The sequence below is a fragment of the Acidovorax sp. LjRoot117 genome, assembly GCF_964252695.1.
Taxonomy (GTDB): domain Bacteria; phylum Pseudomonadota; class Gammaproteobacteria; order Burkholderiales; family Burkholderiaceae_C; genus Acidovorax.
On record NZ_CAXUPO020000001.1, the window covers coordinates 893,525 to 911,175 of the forward strand.

At 65.7% G+C, this 17,651-nt stretch carries 19 protein-coding genes; 6 read left to right on the forward strand and 13 right to left on the reverse strand.

Annotated features, from left to right (window positions below; all coding sequences use genetic code 11):
• The first annotated feature begins 17 nt into the window (after nucleotides 1-17).
• Nucleotides 18-938: a MurR/RpiR family transcriptional regulator gene (locus ACSQ3D_RS04185; protein WP_436126015.1), complete on the forward strand. Its 921-nt coding sequence runs from the start codon at nucleotides 18-20 to the stop codon at nucleotides 936-938.
• A gap of 129 nt (nucleotides 939-1,067) precedes the next feature.
• Here the strand turns inward: ACSQ3D_RS04185 and ACSQ3D_RS04190 are convergent, their stop codons facing one another.
• The 6 genes from ACSQ3D_RS04190 to ACSQ3D_RS04215 form a co-directional block, all read right to left on the reverse strand.
• Entirely contained in the window at nucleotides 1,068-1,805 is a 738-nt protein-coding gene (locus ACSQ3D_RS04190) for an amino acid ABC transporter ATP-binding protein (RefSeq protein ID WP_056416571.1), read from the reverse strand.
• Between the two features lie 148 nt (nucleotides 1,806-1,953).
• A complete protein-coding gene (locus tag ACSQ3D_RS04195; protein ID WP_056416573.1) occupies nucleotides 1,954-2,619 on the reverse strand; it encodes an amino acid ABC transporter permease in 666 nt (221 codons plus the stop codon).
• A gap of 1 nt (nucleotide 2,620) precedes the next feature.
• Nucleotides 2,621-3,376, reverse strand: coding sequence for an amino acid ABC transporter permease (locus tag ACSQ3D_RS04200; protein WP_056163901.1), 756 nt, complete (start codon nucleotides 3,374-3,376; stop codon nucleotides 2,621-2,623).
• A gap of 109 nt (nucleotides 3,377-3,485) precedes the next feature.
• Entirely contained in the window at nucleotides 3,486-4,385 is a 900-nt protein-coding gene (locus ACSQ3D_RS04205) for an amino acid ABC transporter substrate-binding protein (RefSeq protein WP_056416576.1), read from the reverse strand.
• A gap of 115 nt (nucleotides 4,386-4,500) precedes the next feature.
• Nucleotides 4,501-5,400 (reverse strand): amino acid ABC transporter substrate-binding protein, encoded by a 900-nt coding sequence (locus ACSQ3D_RS04210; RefSeq protein WP_056416578.1) that lies wholly within the window; start codon nucleotides 5,398-5,400, stop codon nucleotides 4,501-4,503.
• A 173-nt stretch (nucleotides 5,401-5,573) separates the two neighbouring features.
• Nucleotides 5,574-6,506 (reverse strand): LysR family transcriptional regulator, encoded by a 933-nt coding sequence (locus tag ACSQ3D_RS04215; protein ID WP_056163913.1) that lies wholly within the window; start codon nucleotides 6,504-6,506, stop codon nucleotides 5,574-5,576.
• 241 nt (nucleotides 6,507-6,747) lie between these two features.
• Here ACSQ3D_RS04215 and ACSQ3D_RS04220 point away from each other — a divergent pair, with 241 nt between their 5' ends.
• The 3 genes from ACSQ3D_RS04220 to ACSQ3D_RS04230 all read left to right on the forward strand — a co-directional run bounded on the left by ACSQ3D_RS04220 (nucleotide 6,748) and on the right by ACSQ3D_RS04230 (nucleotide 9,723).
• Nucleotides 6,748-7,314: a TRAP transporter small permease gene (locus ACSQ3D_RS04220; protein WP_056416581.1), complete on the forward strand. Its 567-nt coding sequence runs from the start codon at nucleotides 6,748-6,750 to the stop codon at nucleotides 7,312-7,314.
• Entirely contained in the window at nucleotides 7,311-8,609 is a 1,299-nt protein-coding gene (locus ACSQ3D_RS04225) for a TRAP transporter large permease (protein WP_056163919.1), read from the forward strand. The genes ACSQ3D_RS04220 and ACSQ3D_RS04225 overlap by 4 nt, the downstream gene beginning before the upstream one ends.
• A 79-nt stretch (nucleotides 8,610-8,688) precedes the next feature.
• Entirely contained in the window at nucleotides 8,689-9,723 is a 1,035-nt protein-coding gene (locus ACSQ3D_RS04230; RefSeq protein ID WP_436126016.1) for a DctP family TRAP transporter solute-binding subunit, read from the forward strand.
• Between the two features lie 68 nt (nucleotides 9,724-9,791).
• On the opposite strand, the gene ACSQ3D_RS04235 is transcribed toward ACSQ3D_RS04230, so the two are convergent.
• The 5 genes from ACSQ3D_RS04235 to ACSQ3D_RS04255 form a co-directional block, all read right to left on the reverse strand.
• Nucleotides 9,792-10,121 carry a nucleotide pyrophosphohydrolase gene (locus ACSQ3D_RS04235; RefSeq protein WP_396503387.1) on the reverse strand — a complete coding sequence of 110 codons (330 nt, stop codon included), beginning with the start codon at nucleotides 10,119-10,121 and terminating at the stop codon, nucleotides 9,792-9,794.
• A gap of 79 nt (nucleotides 10,122-10,200) precedes the next feature.
• The gene (locus ACSQ3D_RS04240) at nucleotides 10,201-10,716 is read right to left on the reverse strand and encodes a GNAT family N-acetyltransferase (RefSeq protein WP_056163925.1); all 516 of its coding nucleotides are present in this window, start codon (nucleotides 10,714-10,716) and stop codon (nucleotides 10,201-10,203) included.
• Entirely contained in the window at nucleotides 10,713-10,991 is a 279-nt protein-coding gene (locus ACSQ3D_RS04245; protein ID WP_056163928.1) for a DUF1778 domain-containing protein, read from the reverse strand. The genes ACSQ3D_RS04240 and ACSQ3D_RS04245 overlap by 4 nt, the downstream gene beginning before the upstream one ends.
• A 147-nt stretch (nucleotides 10,992-11,138) precedes the next feature.
• Nucleotides 11,139-12,071: a 2-hydroxyacid dehydrogenase gene (locus ACSQ3D_RS04250; RefSeq protein WP_056416589.1), complete on the reverse strand. Its 933-nt coding sequence runs from the start codon at nucleotides 12,069-12,071 to the stop codon at nucleotides 11,139-11,141.
• Between the two features lie 188 nt (nucleotides 12,072-12,259).
• The gene (locus tag ACSQ3D_RS04255) at nucleotides 12,260-14,092 is read right to left on the reverse strand and encodes an ABCB family ABC transporter ATP-binding protein/permease (RefSeq protein ID WP_436126017.1); all 1,833 of its coding nucleotides are present in this window, start codon (nucleotides 14,090-14,092) and stop codon (nucleotides 12,260-12,262) included.
• Between the two features lie 45 nt (nucleotides 14,093-14,137).
• On the opposite strand from ACSQ3D_RS04255, the gene ACSQ3D_RS04260 reads away from it, so the two are divergent.
• Complete coding sequence (locus tag ACSQ3D_RS04260) at nucleotides 14,138-14,581, forward strand: acyl-CoA thioesterase (protein WP_436126018.1); 444 nt, start codon at nucleotides 14,138-14,140, stop codon at nucleotides 14,579-14,581.
• A 234-nt stretch (nucleotides 14,582-14,815) separates the two neighbouring features.
• On the opposite strand, the gene ACSQ3D_RS04265 is transcribed toward ACSQ3D_RS04260, so the two are convergent.
• Nucleotides 14,816-15,394 carry a bactofilin family protein gene (locus tag ACSQ3D_RS04265; protein ID WP_056416598.1) on the reverse strand — a complete coding sequence of 193 codons (579 nt, stop codon included), beginning with the start codon at nucleotides 15,392-15,394 and terminating at the stop codon, nucleotides 14,816-14,818.
• A 223-nt stretch (nucleotides 15,395-15,617) separates the two neighbouring features.
• Nucleotides 15,618-16,118, reverse strand: a complete 501-nt coding sequence (locus ACSQ3D_RS04270) for a thioesterase family protein (protein ID WP_436126019.1) — start codon at nucleotides 16,116-16,118, stop codon at nucleotides 15,618-15,620.
• A gap of 653 nt (nucleotides 16,119-16,771) precedes the next feature.
• Here ACSQ3D_RS04270 and ACSQ3D_RS04275 point away from each other — a divergent pair.
• Nucleotides 16,772-17,647 carry a branched-chain amino acid ABC transporter permease gene (locus ACSQ3D_RS04275; protein ID WP_436126020.1) on the forward strand — a complete coding sequence of 292 codons (876 nt, stop codon included), beginning with the start codon at nucleotides 16,772-16,774 and terminating at the stop codon, nucleotides 17,645-17,647.
• Nucleotides 17,648-17,651 lie beyond the last annotated feature (4 nt).

Sequence of the window (17,651 nt, forward strand, 5' to 3'; positions counted from 1 at the left end):
TCACAAAAGAGACATCAATGAAATCATCATTGCAAACATCCACAGGCCTGCTGACCGAGCGCCTGGCGCGGCAGAGCGCAGAGCTGACCGCCAGCGAACGCGCCCTGGCCGAGGCCCTGGGGCGCGACTACCCGCACGCGCTGCTCGAGTCGGCCACAGCCCTGGCCGCGCGCAATGGCACCAGCGCGTCGACCGTGGTGCGGCTGTTCGCCAAGCTGGGCTACGCCAGCTATGCCGAGGCCCAGCGCGAGGCGCGCGGCGAAGTCACCGCCCTGCTGCAGACGGCCGGCCAGCGCGCCCCGGTGACCATCGGCACCGAGCGCAGCCTGCCGCAGTGCGTGGACGATGCTTTGCTGCACGACCAGCACAACATCACCGCCACCCGCGACAGCCTGGACATGGCGGCTTTCGAAGCGATGGCCCGGCGCATCGCCCAGACCGAGGGGCGGATCTTCGTGCTGGCGCAGATCAACAGCGCCCCCGTGGCCGCGTGGCTGGCGCTGCACCTGAACATGTGCCGCCCTGGCGTGCACGAACTGGGTGCCGGTGCGGTGGCGGCCACCGACCAGCTGCTGTGGGTGCAGCCCGAGGACACGCTGCTCGTCTTCAGCATCCGCCGCTACGCCAGCGGGCCGGTGAAGGTGGCCCAGCGCTTTCGCGACGCGGGCGCGCAGGTGCTGGCCATCACCGACAGCCCGGCCGCCCCGCTGGCGGCGCTGGCGCGGCACCTCGTGCAGGTGCGCACGTCCAACGCATCGCCGTTCGATTCATACACCGCCGCGTTCTTCGTCTGCAATGCCCTGGTCTCGGCCGTCGCGCAGCTTCGGCATGCCCAGGTGTCCGAGGCGCTCAAGCGCAGGGACACGCTGTGGAAGGATGTGGAGGACCAGCAGCTCATCGTGGCCGAGCAGCCGGTGCGCAGGACATCACGCAAGTAGCGGGAAAGGGCGCGCCCGCTGCCGTCAGGCTTGTGGTGTGCAGTGCCCAAAACAAAGGCGCCCGAAGGCGCCTTTGTGGAATCCACCGCATCGCACCCGAAGTGCTGCGATGCAATGCGGGCGCACCGGTCAGTGCGCCAGGATCTTGTTGAGGAAGTCCTTCGTGCGGGGCTGGCGGGCGTCCGGGTTGTTGAAGAAGTCGTCCTTGGAGCAGTCCTCCAGGATCTTGCCGCCCACGTCCATGAAGATCACGCGGTTGCTCACCTTGCGGGCGAAGCCCATCTCGTGGGTCACGCACATCATGGTCATGCCTTCGTTGGCCAGGCCCACCATCACGTCCAGCACTTCGCCGACCATTTCGGGGTCGAGCGCGGACGTGGGTTCGTCGAACAGCATCACGATGGGGTCCATCGACAGCGCACGGGCAATGGCCACGCGCTGCTGCTGGCCGCCCGACAGCTGGCCCGGAAACTTGTCCTTGTGTGCCATCAGGCCCACGCGTTCAAGCATCTTGAGGCCACGCTTCTTGGCGTCGTCCGCACTGCGGCCCAGCACCTTGACCTGCGCGATCGTCAGGTTCTCCGTCACCGACAGGTGGGGGAACAGCTCGAAATGCTGGAACACCATGCCCACGCGGCTGCGCAGCTTGGGCAGGTCCGTCTTGGGGTCGTGCAGGCGGATGCCATCGACCGTGATCTCGCCCTTCTGGAAGGGCTCCAGCGCGTTGATGGTCTTGATCAGCGTGGACTTGCCCGAGCCCGACGGGCCGCACACCACCACCACTTCACCCTTGTTGATGGTGGCCGAGCATTCGTTGAGCACCTGCACGGGGCCATACCACTTGGATACGTTCTTGAGTTCGATCATTTCTTTCTCCAATCTCTTCTCTCGTCACTGGTTCAGGGCGCCGCGCATGGGGCCGATCCGGCCCCATGCGACGATGCCGTGGAACTGGCTTTGCCAGCCCACTGGCGTCGTCCCGCTCGGGGGAAGGCGCCGAAGGCGACTCAGGGGGCTACCGAATAATGGCGATCTTCTTGTGCAGGCGCTTGACCATCCAGGACAGCGCGTAGCACATCACAAAGTACAGGACGGCAGCCGCCAGGTAAGCCTCGATGGGGCGGCCGAAGTTCTTGCCGGCCACTTCGAAGCCCTTGAGCATGTCGTAAGCACCGATGGCGTAGACCAGCGACGTGTCCTGGAACAGGATGATGGTCTGCGTGAGCAGCACCGGCAGCATGTTGCGGAACGCCTGCGGCAGCACCACGAGCTTCATGTTCTGGCCATACGTCATGCCCAGCGCCTGGCCGGCATGCACCTGGCCGCGCGGGATGGACTGGATGCCCGCCCGCATGATCTCGCTGAAGTACGCGGCCTCGAAGGCGATGAAGGTGATGATGGCCGACACCTCGGCGCCGATGGGCCGTCCGATGATGGCAGGCACCAAGAGGAAGAACCACAGGATCACCATCACCAGCGGAATGGAGCGCATGCCGTTGACGTAGATGGTGGCGGGCACATCCAGCCACTTCTTGCCCGACAGGCGCATCAGCGCCAGCAGGGTCCCGAAGAACACGCCACCGACGGTGGCGACAGCCGTGAGCAACAGGCTGAAGTACAGCCCCTTGAGCACGAAGTTGGAGATCAGGTCCCAGTTATAGAAGGAAAGGTCGAGATTCATATCAGTGACCTCCGCCGCCGCTGGCCACGACCATGCCGGGGATGCGCACGCGTTTTTCGATGAACGCCATGATCCGGTTGATCGCGAATGCCGACATGACGTAGAGCGCCGTCACAGCCAGGTACACCTCGATGCCGCGCGAAGTCTCTTCCTGCGCCTGCATGGCGAACATCGTGAGTTCGGCCACCGACACGGCGAACGCCACCGACGAGTTCTTGAAGATGTTCATCGTCTCGCTGGTGAGCGGCGGGATGATGATGCGAAACGCCATGGGCAGCAGCACATAGCGGTAGGTCTGGAAGGTGGTGAAGCCCACCGCCATGCCCGCATAGCGCTGGCCGCGCGGCAGTGTCTGGATGCCCGAACGCACTTGCTCGGCGATACGCGCCGAGGTGAAGAAGCCCAGGGCCAGCACCACGAGTGCGAAGCCGGGAACGCCTCGGAGCACCGGGAACAGGCTCGGCAGGACGTGGTACCAGAGGAAGATCTGGACCAGCAGCGGAATATTGCGAAACAGCTCGACCCAGGCGTTGCCCAGCCGAACGATCATCGGCCGGTCCTGCAAGGTCCGCAGCGTGCCGATGAAAGAACCCAACACAAGCGCCAGCACCAGGGCCAGCAACGAAACAGACACCGTCCAGCCCCAGGCCGACAGCATCCAGTCCAGGTACGTGATGTCGCCGCCTTTGCCAAAGCAGCTTTGCACGACTTCCCTGTCCATGGTGTCCTGGCAGAACACCTGCCAATCCCAACTCATAGGAGCACCCCTTTAATTCTTGGAAAGGCGTTGGGCTGACCCGCAGGCGCAGCCCAACAAAAAAGCCCCCTCGAACCGGTTGGCCGAAGGGGCACAAGCTCAGCGAAGATTACTTCTTGGCGTAGTCTTCCATGGGCTTGTCGTTAGGCGATGCCCAGGCAGCCTTGGTAGCGTCCGACATCGGCAGGCCGATCTTGGTGTTGGTCGGTGGCACGGGTTGCATGAACCACTTGTCGTACAGCTTGGCCAGCGAGCCGTCGGCGATCTGGCGCTTGATGGAGTCGTCCACAGCCTTCTTGAAGGCGGCGTCGTCCTTGCGCAGCATGCAGGCGATGGGTTCCACCGACAGCACTTCGCCAACGATCTTGTAGTCGGCAGGGTTCTTGGACTTGGAGATGTTGGCAGCCAGGATCGAGCCATCCATCACGAAGGCGTCGGCACGGCCGGTTTCCAGCATCAGGAAGCTGTCGGCGTGGTCCTTGCCGAACACTTCCTTGAAGTCGATGCCACCAGCGCGCTCATGCTTGCGCAGGGTCTGCACCGAAGTGGTGCCCGTGGTCGTAGCCACGGTCTTGCCAGCCAGGTCCTTGATCGAGGCGATGCCGGAGTTGGCCTTCACCACGGTGCGCACTTCTTCCACGTAGGTGGTCACGGCGAACGCCACGTCCTTCTGGCGAGCGGCGTTGTTGGTGGTGGAGCCGCACTCCAGGTCCACGGTGCCGTTGGTCACCAGGGGGATGCGGTTTTGCGAGGTCACGGGCTGGTACTTGATGTCCAGCTTGGGCAGGCCCAGTTGCTTTTGAACGTCGTGCAGGACGATTTCACCCATTTCCGTGTGAAAGCCGACGTACTTGCCGTTGCCCAGGGTGTAGGAAAGACCCGAAGACTCCCGCACGCCGAGCGTCACGCTGCCCGAGGCCTTGATCTTGGCCAGGGTATCCGTGGCTTGCGCAAAGGCGCTACCTGCAGCGAGGGCGGTCACAGCAACCGCGAGCAAATGCTTCTTCATGAGAATCTCCTTGTATGTGAAGCGAAAGGACAGAGGGGAATTTTAGGGCTCCGCACAGGCCGGGGTGGCCGGCAGGCAGAGCATTCCGGAAAGGGTACTCAACCAGGATTGTTAGTCAGAACGGAACCTGGTCAGTAGGGTATTTCCAGAAGTCCCGCAGCAAATAGCTGACGGGAAGGTTCAGCACCGTGCCGGTCGGGGGAATCGGCTTGTTGAACCACTTGTCATAAACGGGGTAGATGTCGCGGCTGGTGATCATGCGGCGCATTTCCTCATCCACCAGCTTCTTGAATTCGGGGTCGTTCTTGGGCAGCATGATCGCCAGGGGTTCGGTGGTCATGAACCGGCCCACCACCTTGAGCGCCTTGGGGTCCGGCCGGCCCGCGGCCAGGCCGTACAGCAGCACGTCGTCCATCACGAAGGCATCGGCCTCGCCCTTTTCGACCATGTCCACCGCCTTGGCGTGGTCGGGCGCCTCCACGATGGTGATGCCCATCAGGCGCTCCCGGTTGGCCTGGTCGGCGGCCTTGAGCGGCGTGGTGCCCTTGGTGGACACCAGCTTCTTGCCGTTGAGGTCTTCCACCTTGTCGATCGGGCTCATGGCCTTGACCAGCAGGCGCGCACCGGTGATGAAATGGGGGATGGTGAACGCCACTTTCTGGCGCCGCTCGGCGTTGTTGGTGGTGGAGCCGCACTCCATGTCCGCCTTGCCTTCTTCGATCATCGCGATGCGGTTGGCGGACGTGACGGCCACGAACTCCACTTCCATGTCCTTCTTGCCGGTCTTCTTGCGCACCACATCGGCCAGGCGCAGGCACAGGTCCACCGCATAGCCCACGGGCTTGCCGGTCTTGGAATCCACGTACGAGAAGGGGACGGACGAGTCGCGGTGGGCGATCACCAGCTTGCCGCCGGCGCTGATCCGCTCCAGGACGGTGGCAGCCTGCACGGGCAGCGCCAGCGCGCAGCACAGGCCTGCAAGGCCTGCGGCGAATCCCCATTGCTGTACTTTCATGCGATGCCCCGTTGAGTGAATGAACCGGATCTGCAATCTTCGTGCCATCTAGCGCTTGACACGTTCTGCAGTGCCCGACCCAGCGATGGCGCGAACTGTACGTGTCGTTACCATGAAACTCCAATGCCGTTTGCGGGCGCAACTATGCAAAGTGTTTATATCCGTAGTTACCCTTAGCATGACCCTGCCTGCGCCTGGAGGTAGGTCCACAGCGCCTGGGCCGTGCTCTTGGGCGCCTCTTTGCCGCCCGGCTTTTCGCGGTATGCCCGCACGTCCATGGTCATCTGCAGGCCGTCGGTGTCCGGCGGGGCCGCGCTCACCAGGCGCCGGGCGCGCAGTTCCTTCTTCACCGCGCTGTGCGGCAGGAAGGCCACGCCGTGGCCTTCGAGCGCCATGGCCTTGAGGCCCTCGGCCATGTCGGTCTCGTACACGCGGTCCAGGTGGATGGGGGTGCCGGACTCCTTGAGGATGAGTTCCGTCACCCGCCCCAGGTAGGCGCCCGGCGCGTAGCCCAGGTACGGCAGGGGCTGGCCGGAGCGGCCCGGCAGGCGGTGCAGCGGCTGGCCGTCGGCATCGGCCTTGCTGTAGGGGGAGATCACCTCCTGGCCCAGGCTGACCATCTCGTAGCGGTCGGCATCGAGCTGAAACGGCTGCGACGGGTGGTGGTAGGCGATCAGCAGGTCGCAGCCCCCCTCCACCAGGCGCATGACGGCGTCGTGCACGTTCAGCGCGATGAGCCGGCTCTTGAACGGGCCGAACTTGTCGGCCAGGCTCGATACCCAGGCGGGGAAGAACGTGAACGCCAGCGTGTGCGGCACCGCGAACTCGATCATGTCCTTGCCGGCACTTGTGTGCGCCCGCAGCATGGCCCGGGTGTTCTGCAGGGCCTGCAGCATTTCCAGCGCCTGGTCGTACAGGGTCTTGCCGGCCGGCGTCAGGCGGGTGGGATAGGAACTGCGGTCCACCAGATCGGTGCCTGCCCAGGCCTCCAGCGCCTGGATGCGCCGCGAAAAGGCGGGCTGCGTTACATGCCGGAGCTGGGCGGAGCGGCTGAAGCTGCGCGTTTCCGCAAGACTGACGAAATCTTCAAGCCACTTGGTTTCCATCGGCACATTATCGGCGCGGGGCCCGGCCAGCGCAGTGCGGGGATATGAGGGTTTACCTAGCGCTTACCGCGCGCACCATTGGTGTGCACACTTAGCAACACATCGCATAATACCGAGCAGCGCCCACCGCGCCTGTTTGCCCTCGGGGCATGCCGCCAGCCCCTGGTGCACAACACTGCCGGGCAGAGCCATCGACCAGCATTCGCCTGTTTGTTCTCCTCCACCCCTGCTCCCCGCTCCAATGTCCTCCTCTTTTCCTCCGGGGGCCAAGGCCCCCGACGCGGCACCCGTGGCTGCCGAGAGCCCCGAATCCGAGCCGCGCTCCCTGCGGCTGGAAGACTGGCTCACCGTCATCGTGATGGCGGCGCTGGCGCTCATCACCTTCGCCAACGTGCTGGTGCGCTACTTCACCAATTCGTCCTTTGCCTGGACGGAAGAGATCTCGGTCTTTCTGATGATCGTGCTGGCCCTGGTGGCCGGCTCGGCTGCCGTGGCGCGTGACCAGCACATCCGCATCGAGTACTTCGCAGAAGGCGGCTCGGCAATGCGCAGCAAGCGCCTGGCCCAGCTGGGCGCCATCTGCGTGGCCGTGCTGTTCGGGCTGATCGCGGTGCTGAGCGTGCGCGTGGTGTGGGACGACTACCGCTTTGGCGAGACCTCGCCCGGCATCGGCGTGCCGCAGTGGTGGTATTCCATCTGGCTGCCGGTGCTCTCCACGCTGATCGCGGCCCGCGCCGTGGGCCTGCTGGTGCGCCGCAACCGCGAAGCGCGCCGTTCCGACGCCGCCGCCCAGGACGCCCAGCCATGATCGCCACGCTCCTGTTCGTGGCCTTTCTGGGCCTGATGTTCGTGGGCGTGCCGATTGGCGCCGCCCTGGGCCTGGCCGGTGCCGCCGCCATCGCCCTGGCCAATGCCGACAGCCAGTGGTTCGGCCTGCTGGCCGTGCCGCAGAACTTCTACGCGGGCCTGGGCAAGTACCCGCTGCTGGCCATCCCGATGTTCGTGCTGGTGGGCTCCATCTTCGACCGCTCGGGCGTGGCGCTGCGCCTCGTGAACTTCGCCGTATCAATAGTCGGGCGCGGCCCGGGCATGCTGCCGCTGGTGGCCATTGCGGTGGCCATGTTCCTCGGGGGCATCTCGGGCTCGGGCCCGGCCAACGCCGCCGCCGTGGGCGGCGTGATGATCGCCGCCATGTCGCGCGCGGGCTACCCGCCCTCGTTCTCGGCCAGCGTGGTCGGCGCGGCAGCCGCCACCGACATCCTGATCCCGCCCTCGGTCGCGTTCATCATCTACTCGGTGCTGGTGCCGGGCGCCTCGGTGCCGGCGCTGTTCGCAGCCGGCATGATCCCCGGCATCCTGGCCGGTATCGCACTCATCGTGCCGGCCGTGTGGATGGCCCGCAAGCACAAGATGGGAGCGCTGGAGGCCACCATGCCCCGCCCCCCGTTCTGGAAGAGCCTGCGCGAGGCCACCTGGGGCCTGGCCGCACCGGTGCTGATCCTGGGCGGCATGCGCGCCGGCTGGTTCACGCCCACAGAAGCCGCCGTGGTGGCCGTGTTCTACGGCCTGTTCGTGGGCATGGTGATCCACCGCACGATCAAGGTGCGCGACCTGTTCCCCATCCTGCGCGAGTCGGGCGAGCTGTCGGCGGTGATCCTCATCGTGGTGTCGCTGGCGGGCATCTTTGCATATTCGCTGTCCACGCTGGGCGTGATCGACCCGGTGGCCAACGCCATCGTGAACTCGGGCCTGGGCGAGTACGGCGTGCTGGCGCTGCTCATCGTGCTGCTGATCACCGTGGGCATGTTCCTCGACGGCATTTCGATCTTCTTGATCTTCGTGCCGCTGCTCTTGCCCATCATGCAGTTCTACAAGTGGGACCCGGTCTGGTTCGGCGTGATCCTGACCCTGAAGGTGGCCCTGGGCCAGTTCACCCCGCCGCTGGCGGTGAACCTCATGGTCTCGTGCCGCATCGCGGGCGTGCGCATGGAGTCGACCGTGCGCTGGGTGGGCTGGATGCTGCTCGCCATGTTCCTCGTGATGGTGCTGGTGATCGCCTTCCCGCAGCTGGCGCTGTGGCTGCCCGCCAAGCTTGGCTACTGACCGACTGACCGCCGTACCGACGCATTGCATTGACTGACTGACGCATTGACCCATCGATTTCTACAAGGAGACTGACACCATGAAACTGCGCACCTTCCTGACCTCGGCCGTGGCCGCCGCAGCGGCCCTGGCCTTCACGGCCCCTGCCGCCATCGCACAGACCGCCTACAAGAGCGAGTACCGCATGTCGCTGGTGCTGGGCACCGCCTTCCCCTGGGGCAAGGGCGGCGAACTGTGGGCCAACAAGGTCCGCGAGCGCACCAGCGGCCGCATCAACATCAAGCTGTACCCCGGCGTCTCGCTGATCCAGGGCGACCAGACGCGCGAATTCTCCGCACTGCGCCAGGGCGTGATCGACATGGCCGTGGGCTCCACCATCAACTGGTCGCCCCAGGTCAAGCAACTGAACCTGTTCTCGCTGCCCTTCCTGTTCCCCGACTACGCGGCGGTGGACGCGGTGACGCAGGGCGACGTGGGCAAGCAGATCTTCGCGACGCTGGACAAGGCCGGCGTGGTGCCGCTCGCCTGGGGCGAGAACGGCTACCGCGAAATCTCCAACTCCAAGAAGGCCATCAAGACGCCCGAGGACCTCAAGGGCCTGAAGATCCGCGTGGTGGGCTCGCCCCTGTTCCTGGACACCTTCACCGCGCTGGGCGCCAACCCTACGCAAATGAGCTGGGCCGACGCACAGCCCGCCTTTGCCAGCGGCGCCGTGGACGGCCAGGAAAACCCCATCGCCGTCTACATGGCCGCCAAGCTGCACACCGTGGCGCAAAAGCACGTGACGATGTGGGGCTACGTGAACGACCCGCTGATCTTCGTGGTCAACAAGGACATCTGGGCCTCCTGGACCCCTGCCGACCGCGAAATCGTCAAGCAGGCCGCCATCGACGCCGGCAAGGAAGAGATCGCCATCGCACGCAAGGGCATGGTCGAGGCGGACAAGCCCCTGCTCAAGGACATCGCCGCCAACGGCGTGACCGTGACGCAACTGTCCCCCGCCGAGCGCGCCGCTTTCGTGAAGGCCACGCGCCCGGTGTACGACAAGTGGAAGGGCCAGATCGGTGCCGACCTGGTGACGGCTGCCGAGAAGGCGATTGCGGCGCGCAAGTAAGCTGACGCTATCAAAAAAGGAGCTGCTGGCTCTTGTCTATCAAGCGGTAGCAGCTCTTTTTTCTTGTGTCACAGGTTGGGGGCTTTGGGTGGAGGGTGTTTCACCGCGTTCTTCACCAGCTTGCGCTCCACCGCAGCGTGCAGGTCCACGCCCGCGTGGTCGGCGATCTGCAGCAGGTACAGCAGCACGTCGGCCACCTCGTCGGCGATGGGCTCCGTGAGCGCCGGGTCGTCGCGCGCGGCCAGGGACTGCTCTGGCGTCATCCACTGGAAGATCTCGGCCAGCTCGGCCGCCTCCACCATCAGCGCCATCGACAGGTTCTTGGGTGTGTGGAACGGCTGCCAGTTGCGCTCGGCAGCGAACTCTCGCAACCGGGTTTGCAGGGCTTTCAGGTCCATGGTGCTTCTCTCTTCCAGCTCATTGGCTGACTTTTCATCGCCATCAAGGCTGGCTGCATCTGCTGCTGATTGCTCGCCCTCATGCAGCACCATCCGCAGCCGCCACCGATGCCGCGATGTCCGCCATGGACCGAAACAGCACCAGCGGGTCGTCGCGTGAAGCGATGAAGCCCCGCCGCGTCCAGAATGCGGCGGCACCCTCATCCACAGCGTGAACGACCAGAGCACGGCCACCGATGAGCTGGGCCGCTGCCACGCTGCGCTGCAAGGCATGCTTGACCAAGCCTGTACCCACACCCTGCCCGGCCCAGCGGCTGTCGGTGGCCAGTTGCCCCAATAGCAGGCAGGGCACCGGATCGGGCGGCTGGCCGGTGCGGACGGAGCGCGGCAGTTGCACGGGCAGCACCGCCGTGGGCGACAGGCCGTAAAAACCCACCACGCGGCCCTGCACATGCACGACGACCACGGCCGTGAAGCCCTTTTGCTGGTTGGACAGCGCGCGGGTGTGCAGCCAGCGGTCGAGCGCGGGGTGGCCGCACGAGAACGACGACACCTCGTGCTGGGCCGTCAGGGCCTGCGGCCCTTCGATCTTCACGGGGTGCGTTCCCAGGGCGCGGTGCGCTGCAGCGTCTGCACCATCTCCGGCACGGGCGTACCGGGCTCGGCGAGCACGGACAGAAAGGCCTCGAAGCCCTCGGGACTCATGCGGATGGGCAGGGCTTCGAGCAACGCTTCTTCCGCAGCCCGCACGGCGGCATCGCGCATGAACTCGGTGCGCGACCGACCGCGCAGCGCGGCGGCGCGGTCGATGATGGCTAGGTCGCCGGTGGCCAGGCGCAACGACAGGGGATGAACGGTGAGGGCAGTCATGCGCACATTGTAGCCATGTAGCGCAAATAGCACTACAGAGCAACACCACGTCTACAACCCTGTTACCGCCACGCCAATTCACTAGCCGCTGGCACTTGTTGCCCAGGTGCGTAGTGAATCACGGCCAGATATCCATCTGGCCGTGATTCAGATCGGAGACACCGGCGCCTCGCCCGCTAGGTGCCGGCGCGCGTTCTCCAGGAAGCGGTCCACCGACGCCTGCACCGCCTCGGGCGACCAGCCGGCGACGTGGGGGGTGAGCACCACGGTGTCCAGGCCGGTCAGTTCGGCCGGCGGCGCAGGCTCGCTCTCGTACACGTCCAGGCCCGCGCCTGCGATGGTGCCATCGCGCAGCGCCTGAGCCAGCGCGGCGGTGTCGATGACGCTGCCGCGCGCGATGTTGACCACATGGCCGCCCGGGCCCAAAGCCCGCAGCACCTGCGCATCGACCAGATGCTGCGTGCCCGCGCCGCCGGGCGTGGCCACGATCAGAAAATCCGCCCACCCGGCGAGCGCCGCCACGTCGGCGAAGTAACGGTAGGCCACATCGCTGCGCGCACTGCGGTTGTGGTAGCCCACCTCCATCTCGAAGCCCAGCGCGCGCTGGGCGATCTTCTTGCCGATGGTGCCCAGGCCGATGATGCCCAGCCGCTTGTGCGACACGTTGGGCGGCAGCGGCAGCGCCGTGCGCCACACGCCCTGGCGCGTGAGGCCGTCCAGCCTGGGGATGCCACGCACGGTGGCGATCAGCAGCCCGAACGCATGGTCGGCCACGCAGTCGTCATTGGTGCCCGCGCCGTTGGCCACCACGATGCCACGCGCCTTGGCATGCGCCACCGCGATGTTCTCGTAGCCCGCGCCCAGCGCGCAGATCAGCGACACCTGCGGCAGCGCATCGATCTGCGCCGCGGACAGGCCCGTGGCGCCGATGGTCAGCACCACCGCGATGCGCGCGCCATGCCCGGCTATCGCCGCCGCAGCCTGCGCCGCGTCGGGCGCATAGATCACCTCGAACGACTGCGCCATCTGGGCGCGGTGTTCTTCGGACAGGAACATGAGGGCAAGCAGGACAGGTTTCATGGGAGCGGAAGGAACAGGATGAACGAGGAACCGAAAACAACGGAACAAAACAAGGGACGCCACAGAGGCAGGCAACGTCAGTCACCCCACCGACGCATGCAACAAGCACGGCCCCACCAGCGCCACCGTGGAACCGGCTCTGCCGGGCCACCGGTGGCGTCCCCCTCAGGGGGATAGCGCGAAGCGCTTCAGGGGGAGCTCTCATTCTGCAGCGCCCACATGCTCGAATACCGCCCCCGCTGCGCCAGCAGCTGCGCATGCGTGCCGCGCTCGATGATGCGGCCCGACTCCATGACCAGGATCTCGTGCGCGTCCACCACGGTGGACAGGCGGTGCGCGATCACCAGCGTGGTCTTGTTCTGCGCCACGCTCTGCAGCTCGGCCTGGATGGCGCGCTCGTTGGCCGAGTCCAGCGCCGAGGTGGCCTCGTCGAAGATGAGGATGGGCGGGTTCTTGAGCAGCGTGCGCGCGATGGCCACGCGCTGCTTTTCGCCACCCGACAGCTTGAGCCCGCGCTCGCCCACCATGGTGCCGTAGCCCTTGGGCGCGCTGGCGATGAAGTCGTGGATGCGCGCCGAGCGGGCCGCGGCCTCCACCTCGTCCTGCGTGGCGCCCGGGCGGCCGTAGGCGATGTTGTAGGCCACGGTGTCGTTGAAGAGCACGGTGTCCTGCGGCACGATGCCGATGGCCTGGCGCACGCTGGCCTGTGTCACGCCGCGGATCTCCTGTCCGGCGATGGTGATGCGGCCCTGCTGGATGTCATAGAAGCGGAACAGCAGCCGCGCCAGCGTGCTCTTGCCCGAGCCCGACGGCCCCACCACCGCCACCGTCTTGCCGGCCGGGATCTCGAAACTCACGCCGTGCAGGATGGTGCGGCCGCCCTGGGGGTCGTAGGCGAAGTGCACGTCCTCGAAGCGCACCGTGGGCTGGTCCAGCCCTGCCAGTGGCTGCGCGCCGGGGGCATCGGCCACCTCGCGCTCGCGGTCGAGCAAGGTGAACATCTTGTCCAGGTCGGTCAGGTTCTGCTTGATCTCGCGGTAGATCACGCCCAGGAAGTTGAGCGGGATGTACAGCTGGATCATGTAGGCGTTGACCATGACCAGGTCGCCCAGCGTCATGGTGCCCGCCGCCACGCCCTGCGTGGCACGCCACAGCATGGCCACCAGGCCCACCGCGATGATGAGCTGCTGGCCGGTGTTGAGCAGCGACAGCGTGAACTGCGCCTTGATGCGCGATCGGCGGTAGCGGTCCAGGCTCTCGTCGTAGCGCCGCGCCTCGAAGCCCTCGTTGTTGAAGTACTTGACCGTCTCGTAGTTCAGCAGCGAATCCACCGCCTTGGTGTGTGCGGCCGAATCGAGCTCGTTGGCCTCGCGCCGGTACTTGGTACGCCATTCGGTCACCGTCACGGTGAACAGGATGTACAGGCCCAGCGCGCACAGCGTGATCCACGCGAACCAGGCGTCGAACTTCACGGCCAGGATGGTGAGCACCAGCACCACCTCGATCAGCGTGGGCACGATGCTGTAGAGCGAGTACGAGATCAGCGACTCGATGCCCTTCACGCCGCGCTCGATGTCGCGCGTCATGCCACCGGTCTGCCGCTCCAGATGAAAGCGCAGGCTCAGCGCATGCAGGTGCTCGAACGTGGCCAGCGCAATGCTGCGCGTGGCGCCCTGCGTGGCGCGCGAGAACACCAGTTCGCGCAGCTCGGTGAACAGCGAGGTGGACAGGCGCAGCAGCCCGTAGGCCACCAGCAGGCCCACCGGCACCACCAGCACCGCCGTGGGGTCGCCGGGCTTGATGCTCATCGCATCGACCAGGTTCTTGAGCAACAGCGGCACGCTCACGTTGGCCACCTTGGCCCCCACCATGAACAGCAGGGCCGCGAGCACGCGCCACTTGTACTGCCACAGGTAGGGGAACAGGCGGGAGAGCGTGGACCAGTCGGACTGCGTGGAGGCCGCCGCGGCGGCGCCCGGGGGCGTGGGGAGGGGGGAGGTGGATTCGCCGGTGCGGCGCATGGGGGACAATTCCGGTTGTTTTTTTATCTACCCGGGATTTTGCCCATGTCTGCCATCTTCAGCCCACCACCCGCCGCATTGCCCACAGACAAGGAGCTGGTGCTCAAGGTCATCCCCATGCCCGCGGACTGCAACGCCAACGGCGACATCTTCGGCGGCTGGGTGATGGCGCAGGTGGATCTGGCGGGCTCCGTGCTGCCCGCGCGCTACGTGCAGGGCCGCATGGCCACGGTGGCGGTCAACGAATTCATCTTCAAGCAGCCCGTGCGGGTGGGCGACATCCTGTCGTTCTGCTCGGCCATCACGCGCGTGGGCAACACCTCGATCACGGTCGAGGTGGAGGTGTACGCCGAGCGTTTTGCCGAACAGGGCCGGTACGTGAAGGTGACCGAGGCCCGCCTGACCTACGTGGCCATCGACGAACAAGGCCGCCCGCGGTCTGTGCCCAAGCTCACGCAGCCTGCGCCCGCTGCCGCAGCAGACGAGTAAACGCTGGGGCCTGCACAAGCATTGGCCCGCGATTGGCCTGCGCTCAAGGCGCGAGTGCCACAACAGTCGCAGCAGGCGCAAACCTGGGCACGCAACGCGTCGGCCCCCAGAGCGCGGGAGCAGATGTGAACAGGCACCCGTTGCGACGGACATCAGCCAGGCGGCTGGGCCATCCCAGGTGCCCGGGTGGGTGGATGCCTTGCGGGGTGGAATGCCGCCAAGGCGGCGCGGCGATCAGGCCGCCATGGCAGTGGGCTCAGCCCGCAGGGGCGCGGATGCGGTGCGCTGCGCGCTCGACGACGATGATGCGCCGCTGGCAAAACCGGCTTCGATCTCGCCCGCCAGCTGGCCGCCCTCTTCCACCACGAGCTTGCCGTAGCGGATCTTGCCGTTGACCTTGCCCGTGCTGTAGATCACGAGCTTCTGGCGCACGGTGAGCGTGCCGTTGAACTCGCCATGGATCTCGGCGATGTCGATCTCGGCCGAGCCGCGAAAGGCGCCGTTCTCGGAGATCTGGATCACGCGCGAATCCATGGTGGCCTCGACCGTGCCTTCGACCACGAGCGTGTCGCAATCGGTGATCTCCACGCCCTTGAGCTTGATGTTGGGGCCCACCGTGAGCTTGCTGCCCGTGGTGTCGGTGGGCGACTTGGCCGCAGAGCCCGACAGCGCCTGCGCATTGAGCCCGCTGGTCGCCGCCGTGCCCGTCAGGCCGGCGGAGGTGGAGGGGGTCGGTGTGGAAGTGGTGGCGCTGTGGCGGGGTTGGAACGATTCGGGTTCACGCTTGCCAAAGAAGGGGTTTTGCACGGCCATCAGATCTCCTTGAAAAGAAGTCATCGTAGGGACCGTGTGTAGGGAAAGATGCCTTCGTTACGCAAGAACGGTAACCAAACGGTTCTCTCGTTGCATGCACTTGCAAGGCTTGCGGGATCACACATTCAGCGGTCAGCGCTGCGCCGAGTTGAACTGCAGACATTGCAGGGTGCTACCAGGCGCCTGAACGCGCTTTGCCCCCTGCTTACCAGCCCGCAACCCGCTACGACACGATGTACGCAGCCGCTCCCGCCGACATGATCTCGCCATCCGGCCCCAGGAATTCCATGCGGGTGCTGGCCACGCGCGAGCCCAGGCGCAGAACGTTGGCGCGCAGCTCGAAATGGCTGCCGATGCCCGGGCGCAGGTAGTCGATGCGCAGGTCGATGGTGCCCAGCTTGCCGAATCGGTGCAGGCGCTGCTCCGGCGGCTCATCCATGTGCTTGGCACCGATGGCAGCCATTACTGCCAGGCCGCCCATCGCGTCCAGGCCCGCACTGATCACGCCGCCGTGAATGCGGTTGTAAGCGTAGTGCCCCACCAGTTCGGGCTTCATGTCGATGCGGCCGGTCACGCCGTCGGGCCGCAGGCTCGTGACTTTCAGGCCCAGCACCTGGTTGAACACGATCTTCTCTTCGAAGATGGCCTTGAGCCCGGCGATGAACTCAGGCTCGAACGCCAACGGCTCGGCGGCAGAAGGCGTGGTGTGGGTGGTTTTGCTCATGCGGTTCCTGTTCGGTTCCTGTGCGGTGGCGCCAGCGCTTCGTGAAAAGGCCTGCACCGTAGATGCTACTATTTTTATAGCTTGCAGCGCTTGTTGATCAAGCGGTAGCGACTATTTTTCCTTAAAAAAACTCTCGGCGGTGCCCGCCCCTGCCGTGCAGCGATCGAGCACGACGGATCGCAAGGTTGCGCGCACCTGAGCGACGCCGCTTCATGTCACCCACGCGACACGGCGCTCCATGAGCGTGCGAGCGATCCAGAGGCCCACACCGGTGCGCCACCAAGCTACCCAAGCCTCTCCAGGGCGCCTGCAGCGCGCCCCGACGCGACCGACACCGCTGACACGCTTGATGCCTCCGTCGATGCCCACCCCGGCAACCCGAACCCGGCATAGGCCGCAACCCTTATTGCGCCGTGCCCCTGGCTGCGTCAATATGCGCCGCGGCCTCCTGCAATCCACGCCACTGGACGCGCCATCAGGGTTAGCCCCGAGTGCGGTGCGCCCACAGCACGTGCACCATTATTTATGCAAAGCAATCGCTTTGTATAAATATCTGCCAAGGCCCACGCAGACCAGGACGGACACACCGCATGTCCAAGGCCCTGCGCGTTGCCCCCGTCCGATCTGCGTCAGTCCTCTTCGGGAGAGCCCGTGTGCAATTCGTGCAACTGTTGATCAGTGGTGTCTCCCAGGGGTGCATCTACGGGCTGATCGCGCTGGGCTTCGTGCTGATCTACAAGGCCACCGAAACCGTGAGCTTCGCGCAGGGCGAACTCATGATGCTGGGCGCGTTCTGCGGACTGGCGCTCATGACGGTGCTGGGCTTTCCGTTCTGGGTGGCGGTGATCGCGAGCATCCTGGCCATGGGCCTTTTCGGCACCGTACTCGAGCGCGCCGTCATCCGCCCCATCCTCGGCCAGCCCGCGTTCTCCATCGTCATGCTCACCATCGGCATCGGCTATGTGCTGCGCGGCCTGGTGACGATGATCCCCAACATCGGCACCGAGACCCACACGCTGCCCGTGCCCTACAAGGACATGTCCCTGCGCTTGGGGGCGCTGGTGCTCAACGCCGAGCAACTGGTGGTGATCGGCGCCACCGCCGTGCTGTGCCTGCTGCTGTTCGCGATGTTCCGCTACAGCAAGCTGGGCATTGCGATGCAGGCCTCGTCGCAGAACCAGTTGGCGGCCTACTACATGGGCATCCCCGTGCAGCGGCTCAACGGGCTGGCCTGGGGCCTGGCCGCCGCCGTGGCCGCGGTGGCGGGGCTGCTGCTCGCGCCCATCACCTTCGTGCACGCCAACATGGGGATGATCGGCCTCAAGGCCTTTCCGGCGGCCGTGGTGGGCGGCTTCGGCAGCCTGCCGGGCGCCATCGTGGGCGGGCTGGTCATCGGTATCGTCGAATCGCTGTCGGGCTTCTACCTGCCCGACGGCTTCAAGGACACGGCCGCGTACATCGTGGTGCTGATCATGCTGATGGTCAAACCCAACGGTCTGTTCGGCGAAAAATTGAGAAAGAAAGTCTGACCCC

Coding starts and splice junctions, on each gene's coding strand:
- ACSQ3D_RS04185 (WP_436126015.1), top strand. CDS start 18: ATGAAATCATCATTGCAAACATCCACAGGCCTGCTGACCGAGCGCCTG.
- ACSQ3D_RS04190 (WP_056416571.1), bottom strand. CDS start 1,805: ATGATCGAACTCAAGAACGTATCCAAGTGGTATGGCCCCGTGCAGGTG.
- ACSQ3D_RS04195 (WP_056416573.1), bottom strand. CDS start 2,619: ATGAATCTCGACCTTTCCTTCTATAACTGGGACCTGATCTCCAACTTC.
- ACSQ3D_RS04200 (WP_056163901.1), bottom strand. CDS start 3,376: ATGAGTTGGGATTGGCAGGTGTTCTGCCAGGACACCATGGACAGGGAA.
- ACSQ3D_RS04205 (WP_056416576.1), bottom strand. CDS start 4,385: ATGAAGAAGCATTTGCTCGCGGTTGCTGTGACCGCCCTCGCTGCAGGT.
- ACSQ3D_RS04210 (WP_056416578.1), bottom strand. CDS start 5,400: ATGAAAGTACAGCAATGGGGATTCGCCGCAGGCCTTGCAGGCCTGTGC.
- ACSQ3D_RS04215 (WP_056163913.1), bottom strand. CDS start 6,506: ATGGAAACCAAGTGGCTTGAAGATTTCGTCAGTCTTGCGGAAACGCGC.
- ACSQ3D_RS04220 (WP_056416581.1), top strand. CDS start 6,748: ATGTCCTCCTCTTTTCCTCCGGGGGCCAAGGCCCCCGACGCGGCACCC.
- ACSQ3D_RS04225 (WP_056163919.1), top strand. CDS start 7,311: ATGATCGCCACGCTCCTGTTCGTGGCCTTTCTGGGCCTGATGTTCGTG.
- ACSQ3D_RS04230 (WP_436126016.1), top strand. CDS start 8,689: ATGAAACTGCGCACCTTCCTGACCTCGGCCGTGGCCGCCGCAGCGGCC.
- ACSQ3D_RS04235 (WP_396503387.1), bottom strand. CDS start 10,121: ATGGACCTGAAAGCCCTGCAAACCCGGTTGCGAGAGTTCGCTGCCGAG.
- ACSQ3D_RS04245 (WP_056163928.1), bottom strand. CDS start 10,991: ATGACTGCCCTCACCGTTCATCCCCTGTCGTTGCGCCTGGCCACCGGC.
- ACSQ3D_RS04250 (WP_056416589.1), bottom strand. CDS start 12,071: ATGAAACCTGTCCTGCTTGCCCTCATGTTCCTGTCCGAAGAACACCGC.
- ACSQ3D_RS04255 (WP_436126017.1), bottom strand. CDS start 14,092: ATGCGCCGCACCGGCGAATCCACCTCCCCCCTCCCCACGCCCCCGGGC.
- ACSQ3D_RS04260 (WP_436126018.1), top strand. CDS start 14,138: ATGTCTGCCATCTTCAGCCCACCACCCGCCGCATTGCCCACAGACAAG.
- ACSQ3D_RS04265 (WP_056416598.1), bottom strand. CDS start 15,394: ATGGCCGTGCAAAACCCCTTCTTTGGCAAGCGTGAACCCGAATCGTTC.
- ACSQ3D_RS04270 (WP_436126019.1), bottom strand. CDS start 16,118: ATGAGCAAAACCACCCACACCACGCCTTCTGCCGCCGAGCCGTTGGCG.